Raw genomic sequence first — 12,425 nt, 5'->3', positions numbered from 1 at the left:
CGTGCGGCCCGCCGCCGTCCCTCAGTCCTCGGGACGGTAGCGGGCCGCCAGCTCGCTGCGGGACCGGACGCCGAGCTTCCGGTAGATGCGCGTCAGGTGGTACTGGACCGTCTTCTCCGCCAGGAACAGCGAGCGCGCCGTCTCCTTGTTGGTGGCCCCGTGCGCCACGAGCTCCACCACGGCCTGTTCCTGCGCCGTGAGGTCGACGTCGGCCCGGCCCGCGGCCACGAGCACGGGGTCCGCGGGGGCGTCGACGGGGCCGACGTCCATCCCGGTGGCCTTGAGCTCGCGGTCACAGCGCTCGACGTAGGTCACGGCGCCCAGGGAGTCGTAGAGGTCCTTCGCCACCTGGAGCACCGAGGAGGCCAGCCGGCGCTTCCCCGCCCGGCGCATGCTCTGGCCGAAGGCGAAGCTGATCCTGGCCTGCAGGTAGGGCCGGTGCAGTCCCCGCAGCTGCCCCAGCGCGGACTCGAAGTGGTCGCGTGCGGCGTCCGGGTCGCCCTGCGCGGCGAGCAGCCGGCCCCGGGACCAGGACATCCGGGCCTGGTCGGAGGGGATCGCCCGTTCCCGGCACAGTCCCTCGAACGCGGTGAGGAACTCCTCGGCGCGCTCCAGCCGGTTCGTCATCACCAGGGCGTTGACATAGGTGTCCTGCCACGGCCAGAAGGAGACGCGACCGGCCGTCCAGGGGTCGATCTCCGTCAACGGCTCGAGCGCCTCCAGGGCGCTCTCGTAGTCGGACCGGGCCTCGTGGAACCGTGCCCTGGCCAGGTGTGCGGGCACTAGCATGGCCCGGTAGGTGCCCGGGTGGACGGCGGCCCTGGAGACGTAGTGACGCGCCCGTTCCCAGTCCCCCCGCATGGACCACAGCTCGGCGGCCGTCCAGTACAGCAGGGGCCCGATCAGGGGCATCCGGGCCGATTCCAGCCGGACCGAGGCCCGGGACACCGTGGCCGCGGCGGCGTCCCAGTCCCCCAGCACCAGTTGGGTCCGCGCCAGCCAGGCCTCCGCCCACAGGGAGATGCGCAGCGAACCGCCGCGATGTTCCGTGGGGGTGGCCGCCTCGAAGCCCACCAGCGCCGACTCGACCTGGTCGGCCCGCAGGGCCAGCCAGGCGGCACCCATCTGGATCCGCTGCTTCTGGGCGTTCTCCCCGGCGCGGGCGGTGGCCCGCTCGTAGGCGGCCTCGGCCTCCTGCAGGCGCCCGCGGGCATACAGGCCGAGCCCGTAGATGGCCTCCGACTCGATGTGTGCCGGGCTGCCCGCCTCGGTCAGGGACATCGCCGTCTCGCCCCACTCGGTCATCAGCGGCCCGTCCCACGACGCCAGGCCGTGCAGGACGAAACGCTGGGCCGCCTGGGCGGCCGCCGCCGGGTCCCGGTCGGCGTCACTGGTCCGCCACGCCTCCTCGAGATGGTGCCGGGCGCTGCGGCTCTGGCCCGAGACGGTCGAGAGGTAGCCCAGGACCGAGGAGCGCAGGGAGGAGGACGGCATGGCCTCCACGGCCGAGGTCCAGGTCTGGGCCCGGGCGATGTCCCCGGCGCCGACCGAGGCGTCCACCGCCCGCAGCAACCGGTCGTCGTGGCGTTGCGGGTCCGTGGTGAGACGGGCCGCGGAGAACAGGGCGGACGAGACGTCCTGCCACGCGCCCCGTTCGCCCTGCCGGGCGGCGAAGTCCTCGAGCTCGGCGGCCAGGGCCGCGTCCGGTCCGGCCGCGGCGGCCACCCGGTGGGCCAGCCGGTCGGCCTCCAGGGGCACGACGGCGGCCGCGCGCCGGTGCCGGGCCAGTCGCCTGCTCGGCAGGGCCTGTTCGTAGATCGCCTCGGCGGCCCCCGGCTCGACGAAGGAGACCGCCGAGCCGTCGTGGTCCACGGTCCACCGCAGCAGTCCGGTGCGATGGCCCTCGTCCAGGGCCTCGATCACGGCCTCCGGCCCGCTGAGACCGCTGACCTCCTGGATCTCGGCGAGCCCGGCCGGGGAGCCCAGCACGGCCAGGGCCTCGGCGACCTCGATCAGTCCCGGCGTGGCATCGGCCATCAGGCCCCGCACCCGGGACTGCATCCGGGCACTCGCCGGCAGCGACGGGAACCAGCTCTGCCAGGTCTCCGGCGGCATCTCCTGCAGCAGTTCCAGGACCGGTCGCGGCAGCCCCCGGGTGTGCCGGACGAGGCCCTGCGCCGCCGTGTCCCCCAGGTCCAGGCCGAAGCGGGACCGGGCGAGCCGGCGGACATCCTCGGCGTCCAGGGGATCCAGGCGCAGTTGGCGGACCCGGTACTGGCCGAGGAGGTCGCGCAGGCCGGGGGGCAGGGCGTGGGAGCGGGAGGGGTCGAGGGTGAACAGGAAGAGCACCTTCGAGGACTTCAGCCGCCGCATCACGAACACCAGGATGCGCACGCTGGCCTCGTCGAGATGGTGGACGTCGTCCACGGCGACCACCACGGGCCCCCGCAGCTGCAGTGTCTCCAGGTGGGTGGTCAGGGTGGCGGCGTAGTTCGCCGCCTGGGCGACGCTCAGTTCGGGCACCGGCATGGCCGGTGGCATGGGCGTGGCGTCGTAGCCCTTGGCCGACCGCAACGGTGCGGTGTCCATGAGCTGGGAGTACCCGGCCAGGGCCAGTTGGGACTCCCAGGCGTCCCCCACGGCGTTCAGGACCCTGACGCCGCGACCGGCAGAACGGCAGTGCTCGAGGAAGGACTCGAGCACCGCCGTCCGGCCCGATCCGGAGGGGCCGCTGAGCACCACGGTGCCCACCGTCCCGCGACGTGCCTGGCGCAGGGCCTCGTCCAGCTCGGCCAGGACCCCCGCGCGGCCGACCAGCACCCGGTCCGGTGCTGTCTCGCCGTCGGGCACCGTGTACTGCATGCGGACGAGACTAGCCGACGTGGGGGTGGCGCCCGTCACGGGGCGGACGCCACCGGCAGCCGCGCTCAGCCCAGGTCCCCCCCGGCGACCGGCAGCACGCTCCCGGTCAGGTACGAGGCCTCGGCGGAGGCGAGGAACACGATGGGCGCCGCCTGCTCGTCCAGCGTCCCGTAGCGCTTCATGAACGAGGACTCCACCGTCTGGTCGACGATGGCCTGGTACCACTGCCTCTCCTGCTCGGACTCCGCCTCGGGCCCCCGCTTCACCTTCCGCGGCGGCGCCTCCGTGCCGCCGGGAGCGGTGGCGACGACCCGGATCCCCCGTCCGGCGACCTCCATGGCCAGGGACTGGGTGAGCGCGTTGACACCACCCTTGGCCGCCGCGTAGGGCACCCGGTTCATGCCGCGCGTGGCGACCGAGGAGACGTTGACGATCACGCCCGAACCCTGCGACAGCATCGTGGGCAGCACGGCGCGGCAGCTCCACAGCGTGGGGAACAGGGACCGGCGGATCTCGCGCTCGATCCGCTCCTCGTCGTACTCCTCGTAGGGCCGGGCCCAGATGGTGCCGCCGACGTTGTTCACCAGCACGTCCACGCGGCCGTGGGCCGCCACCGCGGCCTCCACGGCCTCGGCGGCGCCCGCGAACGTCTCCAGGTCCGCCGTGACCGAGGTGGCCGAACCGCCGGAACCGGTGCGGCCGGCGTCGTCGTTGATCCCCCGGGCCACCTCGTGGACGAGGTCGGCACGGTCCACGAGCACGACAGCGCCGCCCTCGGCCGCGATGCGCTCGGCCACCTTCTGACCGATCCCCTGGGCGGAGCCGGTCACGACGGCGACCTGGTCCGCGAACCGCCCCGGGGTCAGGAACTGGCCGGCATGGCTCCGCCCCATCAGGCCCCGGCCACCTTCGCGTCGATCGCGGTGTCCATGGTGCCCTTGGCGTCGCGGGCGTGGTTCATGATGACCTCCCGTGCCCGCTCCCGGTCCTGCGCCTCGAAGGCCGAGACGACGTCGAGGTGGTCCTGGGCCACGCGCGAGAAGATCTCCGTGCCCTTCTCGAAGGTCGCGGCCATCTGGGCGTGGATGTCCAGGCGACGGTAGGACTCCAGCAGGGTGGGGTTGCCGGAGATGGTGAAGAGGTACTCGTGGAACTCCTCGTTGGTCCGGACGTACTCCTCCGGGTCGCCCACCCGGTCGCCGTCGACGAAGTCGACCGTGGCCTCGGCCAGGCGGCGGAACTGGGCCATCTGCTCCTCGCTGAGCCGGCCCATCATGAGCTCGGTGATCGCCAGCTCCAGGCCCATGCGGGCGTCGAGGTGGGCGAAGCTGTCCTCCTTGCGGAAGTCCAGCCGGCCGGTCTCCAGCGAGGAGATCGCCTCGGCGGCGGTGAGGGTGTCACCCTCGGCGGCCACCTGCTCGGGCGGGACGGGGGCACCGGTCTCGGCGTCGCCGCCCGTGGTCTCCTTCGGGGCGAAGCGCTCGAAGTAGAGGTTGGCCGGCTCGATGCCCTCGGAGTCCAGCCACTTCGAGACGGCGTTGACCATGGGCGGCGGGCCGCACAGGTAGATGTCCACGTCGCCCTCGTTGACATGGGTGGGTTCGATGACCTGGGTGACGTAACCGGTGTGCGGGGCGGAGGTGCCCGGCTCGGAGGCGATGTAGTCCCAGGTGAAGTTCGGCAGTCGCTCCTCGTAGGCGCGCAGCCAGTCCAGGCCCACGATGTCGGCCTCGCGGGTGACGCCGTAGACGAGGTGGACGGGGTACTGCGTGGGGCCCTCGCACAGCTTCTCCAGGATGGACAGCAGCGGGGCCAGGCCGGTGCCGCCGGCCAGCAGCAGCAGCGGCCGCTTGGGCTCGCGCAGGAAGAACGAGCCGTAGGGCCCGGTGAACTCCACGGTGTCCCCGACCTGGGCGCGGTCGCGCAGGTACTCGGACATGGCCCCCTGCGGGGAGATGCGCACCATGAAGGAGGTCTCGTCCACCTCGGGACCGGTGCTGAAGGAGTAGGACCGCTCGGCGTCGGTGCCCGGCACCTTGATGTTGACGTACTGGCCCGGCAGGAAGGCGAGGTCCCCGCGGTTCTCCGGGGTCAGCGTGAAGGAGATGGTGGACTCGGAGTGCTTGTCCAGCTGGGTCAGCGTGGAGGTGAACGCGGCCGCCGAGGTCTTGGCCGACTCGGCGGTGGCCGGCACCTGGATGCTCATGTCCGACTCGGGCACGGCCTGGCAGGTGAGCAGGTAGCCCTTCTCCAGCTCCTCCTCGGTCAGCGCGTCGTCGATGAAGTCGCCCGGGTCGAACGAGCCGGAGTCGCAGAACGACTTGCACGTGCCACAGGCACCGTCGCGGCAGTCGGCCGGGATGTTGATGCGCGCCTTGTAGGCGGCGTCCATGATGGTCTCGAAGTCGCCGACCTTGACGACCTTCGTCACGCCGTCCTCGAAGCTCAGGGCTACCTTGTGTCCCATGGGTCCTCCTTGGTCCGGGCCGCATCCCGCGGCCCGCTGAATCGTGGGTGGTGGCCGGCCGCGCGCGTCGGCGGCCGGAAGGTCCCGGGGGACCTCAGATCATGTAGATGTCCACCACGTGGTGGATGTAGTCGTTCTTCAGGACGACCTTCTTGCTGCGGATGACCGGCTCGGCCCCCGAGAGGTCGATCGTGTAGAAGCTGGTGCCGAAGTACGTGTCCGTGGACTGGTACCGGTAGTACAGGGTGAACCAGTTGAAACGGACCTTGACCTGGTCGCCGTCGCGCTCGAGCACCTCGACGTCGGTGATGTTGTGCCCGGTGCGCGGGTCCGGCAGGGAGGTCGCGGAGGACCGGTCGGTCTTGATGCGGAAGACGCGGTCCTCGATCCCGCCCCGGTTGTCGTAGTAGATCAGGGAGATCTCGGACTGCGGGTCCTCGGTCAGCTCGTCGTTGTCGTCCCACGCCGGCATCCAGAACTCGGAGTCCGGGTGGTAGCACTCGAGCCACTCGTCGAAGTCGCGGTCGTCGAGCAGTCGGGCCTCCTTGTACAGGAAGGCGCGGACGGTCTCGAGGGTCAGGATGTCCTCGGTGGTCTTGACGGTGGGCACCGCGGTGGCAGTGGTGGTCATGGGAGCAGCTCCTCGCAGTTCGTGTCGGTCTCGGTCAGGCCAGGGCCGGCTCGGCGGCGGATTCCTCGGCGGCGACCGCCTGTTCCATGACCTCGTGCCAGTACATGTGCTGGATCGGGTACAGGCCCTCGTCCTCGGTGCGCGCACCGGAGGCGATGACGCCGTTCATGCCCAGGGCGGCGGCCTGCTCGTCCGGGCCGTCGACCTGGTGGGCGGAACCGCGGGACATGTCGTTCCACTGGGCGGTCTTGGCCCAGTAGGTCTTGTTGCAGGAGCGGAACTCCTCCAGGTCGTCCGGGGTGGCCATGCCGGTGGCGTTGAAGAAGTCCTCGTACTGGCGGATGCGCTTGGCGCGGTTCTCGGCCGACTCGCCCTTGGGGGCGATGCAGTAGATGGTCACCTCGGTCTGGTCCGCGGAGATCGGCCGGAAGTGGCGGATCTGCGAGGAGAACTGGTCCATGATGTAGACGTTCGGGTAGAGACACAGGTTGCGCGAGATGTTGATCATGAAGTTGGCCATCTCCTCCCCGTACTTCAACACCAGTTCGTCGCGGCGGTCCCACAGCGGGCGGTCCTGGGGGTTGGTCCACTCCTGCCACAGCAGCAGGTGGCCGTGCGGGTACGAGTAGAACCCGCCCTTGACCTTGCCCCACTTGCCGGCGTCCATGGCCTTGGTGGTGTTGGCGGAGTCGCCGGCGGTCCGGCGGGCGGTGGTGGCCGCGTAGTTCCAGTGCACCGAGGTGACGTGGTAGCCGTCGGCGCCGTTCTCGGCCTGGACCTTCCAGTTGCCGTCGTACGTGTAGGTGGAGGCGCCGCGCAGGACCTCGAGGCCCTCCGGGGACTGGTCCACGATCGAGTCGATGACCTTGGTGGCGTCCCCCAGGTGCTCCTCGAGCGGCAGCACGTCCGCGTTGAGGGAGCCGAAGAGGAAACCGCGGTAGGAGTCGAAGCGGGCGACCTTGGTCAGGTCGTGGGAGCCGTTGGTGTTGAAGCCCTCGGGGTAGCCGCCGTTGCGGCCGTCCTTGACCTTGAGCAGCTCACCGGAGTTCTTGAACGTCCAGCCGTGGAACGGGCAGGTGAAGGTGGTGCGGTTGTCGGTCTTGCGACGGCACAGCATCGCGCCGCGGTGGGAGCACGCGTTGACGATGCAGTTGAGCTTCTCCTCCTTGTCCCGGGTGATGACCACCGGGGTGCGGCCGATGTGGGTGGTGAAGTAGTCCCCGACGTTGGGGATCTGGGACTCGTGCGCCAGGTAGACCCAGTTGCCCTCGAAGATGTGCTTCATCTCGAGCTCGAAGATCTCCTCGTCGGTGAAGATCTCCCGCTTGGCCCGGATGATGCCCTTCTCACGGTCGTCGACCACGGCGTCGGTGAGGACTTCCCGGACATGGGACAGGTTCTCGGTCATGGCGTTCTCCTTCTGGCAGTGACACCGCGCTTCCAGGCCGGCAGGCCCGTTTCCGGCGCGATGGCGGAAAGTACGCCTGCCAGTCTGCCGAACGGTGACTGCGCTCACATCAGGGGAACCCCTAGGGCTGACCAAGGGGGTGATCCATATGCTCCTGCTACCCAATCCGTGGCGACAGGCTCTTGGATATCCGCAGGCCACGGGGCCTATGCTGGCCCGCGGGACCGGGAGTCGTTGCCCTCGTCACACCCTGATGCGGCCGGGCCGGGGGCCCGCCCCCCGGGTTCTGCCGAGGGCCGCCCGGTCCGTCAGTCCGCACCAGCGCCTGGCGCGCACCCCCAGGACGGAGGCGCCGATGCCCGAGCAGCGCCGCACCGCGCCGACGTGCCCTGCCCGCCCCCGGCCCGGCTCATGCCCGGGCCGCCGGGACCGCGTCGGGGGCGTCGGGCCCGGCCTCCGCCCCTGCCCGCAGTGCGGCGTGGTCCCCGCGTTCGAGCAGCCGGGAGACCGCGAAGCCGATCACGATGCCCCAGAACGCCGAGTGGAGGGTGAACAGGTCCAGTCCGGAGATCGTCACCACGAAGGTCACGAGGGCACCCATCGTGAACGTGGTCGAGAAGGCGGTGACGAACGCCTGGAGCAGCGCCCGCAGCATGGCGATCCCGCCGAGGGCGAGCACGAACGCCTCCGGCGTGGCCAGCATGAACCGCACCAGTCCGGGGGCGAGCAGGGCACAGGCCAGGGAGAGCACCGCGTAGACGAGGGCGGCGGTGTACTGGCGGTGCCGCTGCCCGGAGGCGGTCAGCAGGGCGTTCGTGGGACCGGTGACGCAGGCGGACACCGCCCCGAAGACCGCGTTGACGAGCGAGAACACCCCCGAGGCGACCGCGAACGAGGTGATCGGCGGACGGTGCCCGGCGGCCCGCAGGACGGCGATGCCCTGGCCGTTCTGCACGAACAGCACCGTGATGGCCAGCGGCACCACGAGCTCGAGCTGGGCGGCCCACGTGAACTCCGGGACGGTGATCACCGGGGCGGCCAGCACGGGGCCGTCGCCCCGCAGGTCGAACTGGCCGCTGAGCACCACGGCCGCCACACCCACGAGGAGCGTGCCCAGGACCGGCGGCAGGACCCGCCCGAGCACCGGCACCGCGGCCAGGACGAGGTACGCGATGACCATGGGCGCGGCCACGGCCGCGTTGTCCCGCGTGGCGTCCACGATGTCCGTGCCGAAGCGCAGGAAGACCGCCGCGACCATGGCCATGATGATCGGCATGGGGATGGCCGTCATGACGCGGCGCACGAGCCCGGTCATGCCGAGCGCGAGCACGAGCACCCCGCAGCCGAAGAACGCCCCCACCACCTCCGCGAAGGACAGGTGCTGCAGCGAGGGCCCCAGCAGCACGGTGCCGGGGATCGACCAGGCGAAGCCCAGCGGCTGGCGGTACACGAGGGACATGACGATCGTGGCCAGCCCCGCGGAGAGGAAGATGCCGAAGACCCACGAGGCCAGTTCGGCCTGGGTCAGTCCCCCGGCCAGGCCCACCGCGAGCGTGACGGCGATCGGCCCGGAGGCGGAGAACACCACGCCGACGAGTCCGTTGGCCGCATACTCGGGGCCGAGGTCGCGCCACGCGCGGCGCGGTCCCACGGGTCTTCCGCCGGGGCGTTCGAACAACGGTTCGCGTCCCGGCGCCGCCGCCTGCGGCGGGTCCTCCGTGGTCGTCATCTCCGCTCCTCCTCGTCGTCGGCCGTGCCAGTCCATCATGACCGGGACCGCCGGGGACGCCACCAGGGGTGCCCAGCCCAACCTGGGTATGGCATGCCCAGGCTGGGCCGGAGTGACCTCGGCCCCGGCGGCGACGACCCTGGGCAACCCGTCCACGACGGGACGACACGACGACAGGACGACCACGGGATGACGACAGCGGGACCGCGAGGCGGCAGGGACGGGAGGCCGGGATGACGGCAGGATCGGACAGGCGAGCGGACGCGGAGGGCGTCGAACCGGGGGCCCGGCTCGGGGACTTCCTCCGGGCGCGCCGCGCGCTGGTGGACCCGCCCCGGCACGGCGGAGGCCGGCGTCGGGTCCCGGGGTTGCGCCGGGAGGAGGTCGCGGCGCTGGCCCGGGTCAGCACGGACTACTACACCCGGCTGGAGCAGGGCCGGCACCGCCGCCCCTCGGACTCCGTGCTGGCCGCGCTCGCCGGGGCGCTCGAGCTCGACGACCTGGCCACCCGGCACCTCTTCGACCTGGCCCGGGCCGTGCCCGCCCGGGGAACGGCACCGGAACCGGTCCAGCGGGTCCGGCCCTCGCTGCACCTGCTGCTCGAGTCGTTCACGGAGCATCCCGCCTTCATCCGCGGGCGCCGCACGGAGGTGCTCGCGATGAACCGGCTCGCCGCCGCACTGCTCGCGGACCTGCCGGCCCGGCCCGCGCGGGAGCGCGCCCTGGTCCGCTGGGCCTTCCTGGACCCGCAGGCCCGGCAACGGTACGTCGACTGGGAGGCGGTCGCCTCCTCCATGGTGGGCACCCTGAGGCTCGACGCCGGCCGGCACCCGGGCGATCCCCTCCTGGACCGCCTCGTGGCGGAGCTCACCGCCGGCAGCGACGAGTTCCGCGCCTGGTGGGCGGACCACCGCATCGCGGAGCGGCGCGACGGGATCAAGCGACTGGTCCACCCGGTGGTGGGCCGGGTGGACGTCCGCTACGAGGCGCTGGAGGTCACGGGCGTGGAGGACCAGACGATGTTCGTGTACACGACGGAGCCCGGCAGCGACTCCCGCGCCGCCCTGCACCGGCTGGCGGGGCTGGTCGCCGCGGACCGGGACCCCGTCGTGTCACCGCGCGCCGGTCAGGCGGAGACGTAGTCCGGGAAGGCGGCGGGCTCCGCCAGCGGCTTCTTCACCGGGGCCATGTCGATGCCCAGGTCCCGGGCGAACACGGTGTGACTGCCGGTGTAGACGTTCTCCGCGTTCTCGTCGAGGGTGAACACCCGGGCCCCGCGCAGGGTGTGCGTGTCCGCGGTCCCGTCGTTCAGGCCGTAGGTGCCGAATCCGGTGCCCGGGCCGTAGCCGAGCTCGATGCCGAAGTAGTCACCGATGAACGTGTTGATGTGGTCGTGGCCGCAGTACATGCCCAGCACGTCCCCGCGTTCCAGGGCGGCCGCGTACATGCCCGAGTTCACCAGGCCGGTGTAGATGCCCTCGTTCTTGACCCCCTCGATGCCGTGGCGTTCCACGGCCGCCGCGTGGCCGGCGTCGTCCGAGGTGAACTGCTGGCCGTGCCACATGTGGTGGAACTCCCAGACGGGGATGTGGAAGAACATCAGCGACGGGACCCTGCCGTACCGCTTCTCGGTGTCCCGGGAGAGCCGCTGGTACCAGTCGATCTGCTCCGGGCGGATCCAGTCGTAGGCCATCAGCCCGTCGTGCCCCTGACCGCCGACGGTCTCCGGCGCGTAGCGGCCGGAGTCCAGCAGCCACAGGCCGAAGGCCGCGCGGTTGCCCTTCGAGGAGCGGATGAGCAGGTGTGCGTTCGACTCACCGGGGACGCCCCTCCCGCCCTCGTCCACGGCCGGGTTGAGGTTGTGCTCGTACTGGCGCAGGAAGTCGACGATCTTCGCCTCGACCATGGAGGTGCCGTTCTCCTCGACCGAGTCCTCGTCGTGGTTGCCGAAGGTGATGGCCCACGGGATGCCCCGCGACTCCATCGGCATGACGACGTTGTTGTAGGCCTGCTTGACCTCGCGGTCCGTGCGCGGCGAGCCGTTGATGACATCCCCGTTGATCACCACGAAACCCGGCTTCTCCCGCTCGAGCACGCCCTCCATGAGCTCGATGGTGCGGCGGTCGGTGAGGGGGCCGTCCTGGGTGTCATTGAACTGCACCACCGTGAACGTCCCGTCCCGCCCGAAGGACAGCGGCATCCGCCCGGCCGCGGTGGAGCGGCGTCCGGGTGCGGCGTGGGCCGCGGAGGGCAACGCGGACAGCAGTCCGGCGGCGGCCAGGGCGCCACCGCCGGCGAGCAGGCCGCGGCGGTGGAAGGACGGGGTCTGTGCGGTCATGAATGGGCTCCTCGAGGTCGATGGTGCCCGCCCCGGCGGGCGGGCCCAGCGACCGTAGGAGACCCACGGGACGGGCCGGAGACCGTCAACCGGCCGTCAGGTGTCCTGCGGATGACGCCAGGGGAAACACCCCGTCCCCACGGGGGCGGGCCCCTCCATCGCCGGGCCCGGTCAGACCAGCGTGTCCTGCTGCCCGGCCCGGCCGATCGGCTCGATCAGCTCGGGACCGTTGTTGCGCACGTTGCCCACCGCCGGGCCGACCTCGTCGAGCGCCCAGGCCGCGGCGGTCCGGTAGGCCTGCTCGCGCACCCGGTCCACCAACCGGCCGGCGGCCTCGGCGCTGGGCAGCCTCTCCGGCTCGAGCCACGCGTCCATCGTCTCCGCGTCCATCGGCAGCGGGAGCCGGTCGTGCAGGTCGTGCAGCCGCTCGAGGGTCTCGTCCCCGGTCCCGGCCTCCGGCGAGGGGCCGGTGAGGATGGTGCAGCTGAGCAGCCATCGGTGCGGGTCGTCCTCCGGCAGCGCCTCGTCCTTCCACCACTCGTAGAGACCGGCGAAGTAGATCAGCGAACCGTCGGCGGGGTGCACGTAGAACGGTCTCTTGCCGGCCCCCTTCGCGGCCCCCGCGGCGGGCTTGAGCCACTCGTAGTACCCCTCCACCGGGACAGCGCAGCGCCGGGCGCGCACCGCGGCACGGAACGTGGGCTTCTCCGTCACGGTCTCGGACCGCGCGTTGAACGCCCGCGCGCCCACCGAGACGTCCTTCGCCCAGGGCGGGACGAGGCCCCAGCGGGCCACGTGGACCTCCCGGCGCGTCCCGCCCTCCTCCTCCTCGCCCGATGCCGGCACCGCGCGTTCCAGCACCACGGCCACGTCCGTGGTGGGCGCGACGTTCCAGTTCGGGCGCAGCGCGAGGTCCTCCTCGGGCTCGACCGCGCCGGATTCGGCCACCAGGTCACCGATGGCCCGGGCCATCACATACCGTCCGCACAT

9 protein-coding genes are annotated in these 12,425 nt (G+C 71.6%); 1 reads left to right on the top strand and 8 read right to left on the bottom strand.

Going from position 1 to position 12,425, the window contains the following annotated elements:
- Window positions 1-21 precede the first annotated feature (21 nt).
- The 6 genes from Q0283_RS05805 to Q0283_RS05780 all read right to left on the bottom strand — a co-directional run bounded on the left by Q0283_RS05805 (window position 22) and on the right by Q0283_RS05780 (window position 9,097).
- Window positions 22-2,862, bottom strand: a complete 2,841-nt coding sequence (locus Q0283_RS05805) for an AAA family ATPase (protein WP_298043628.1) — start codon at window positions 2,860-2,862, stop codon at window positions 22-24.
- 65 nt (window positions 2,863-2,927) lie between these two features.
- The gene (locus Q0283_RS05800; RefSeq protein ID WP_298043626.1) at window positions 2,928-3,755 is read right to left on the bottom strand and encodes a 1,6-dihydroxycyclohexa-2,4-diene-1-carboxylate dehydrogenase; all 828 of its coding nucleotides are present in this window, start codon (window positions 3,753-3,755) and stop codon (window positions 2,928-2,930) included.
- A complete protein-coding gene (benC, locus tag Q0283_RS05795; RefSeq protein WP_298043624.1) occupies window positions 3,755-5,329 on the bottom strand; it encodes a benzoate 1,2-dioxygenase electron transfer component BenC in 1,575 nt (524 codons plus the stop codon). The genes Q0283_RS05800 and benC overlap by 1 nt, the downstream gene beginning before the upstream one ends.
- Before the next feature lie 94 nt (window positions 5,330-5,423).
- Window positions 5,424-5,960, bottom strand: coding sequence for a benzoate 1,2-dioxygenase small subunit (benB, locus tag Q0283_RS05790; protein WP_183525583.1), 537 nt, complete (start codon window positions 5,958-5,960; stop codon window positions 5,424-5,426).
- Between the two features lie 34 nt (window positions 5,961-5,994).
- Window positions 5,995-7,368, bottom strand: coding sequence for a benzoate 1,2-dioxygenase large subunit (gene benA, locus Q0283_RS05785; RefSeq protein WP_183525580.1), 1,374 nt, complete (start codon window positions 7,366-7,368; stop codon window positions 5,995-5,997).
- A gap of 409 nt (window positions 7,369-7,777) precedes the next feature.
- A complete protein-coding gene (locus Q0283_RS05780; RefSeq protein ID WP_183525577.1) occupies window positions 7,778-9,097 on the bottom strand; it encodes a benzoate/H(+) symporter BenE family transporter in 1,320 nt (439 codons plus the stop codon).
- Window positions 9,098-9,330: 233 nt separating this feature from the next.
- Here Q0283_RS05780 and Q0283_RS05775 point away from each other — a divergent pair, with 233 nt between their 5' ends.
- On the top strand, window positions 9,331-10,239 hold the full coding sequence (locus Q0283_RS05775) for a helix-turn-helix transcriptional regulator (RefSeq protein ID WP_183525574.1): 909 nt from the start codon (window positions 9,331-9,333) through the stop codon (window positions 10,237-10,239).
- On the opposite strand, the gene Q0283_RS05770 is transcribed toward Q0283_RS05775, so the two are convergent.
- Both Q0283_RS05770 and Q0283_RS05765 read right to left on the bottom strand, forming a co-directional pair.
- Window positions 10,224-11,435: a metallophosphoesterase family protein gene (locus tag Q0283_RS05770; RefSeq protein WP_183525571.1), complete on the bottom strand. Its 1,212-nt coding sequence runs from the start codon at window positions 11,433-11,435 to the stop codon at window positions 10,224-10,226. The two genes, Q0283_RS05775 and Q0283_RS05770, sit on opposite strands and share 16 nt — an antisense overlap.
- A gap of 171 nt (window positions 11,436-11,606) precedes the next feature.
- Window positions 11,607-12,425 (bottom strand): SOS response-associated peptidase, encoded by an 819-nt coding sequence (locus Q0283_RS05765; RefSeq protein ID WP_183525568.1) that lies wholly within the window; start codon window positions 12,423-12,425, stop codon window positions 11,607-11,609.

The sequence above is a fragment of the uncultured Citricoccus sp. genome (assembly GCF_937871995.1).
In the GTDB taxonomy this organism is placed as follows: domain Bacteria; phylum Actinomycetota; class Actinomycetes; order Actinomycetales; family Micrococcaceae; genus Citricoccus.
The sequence above is the reverse complement of the archived record's forward strand: the minus strand, read 5'-3'. Positions and strand labels throughout refer to the sequence as shown.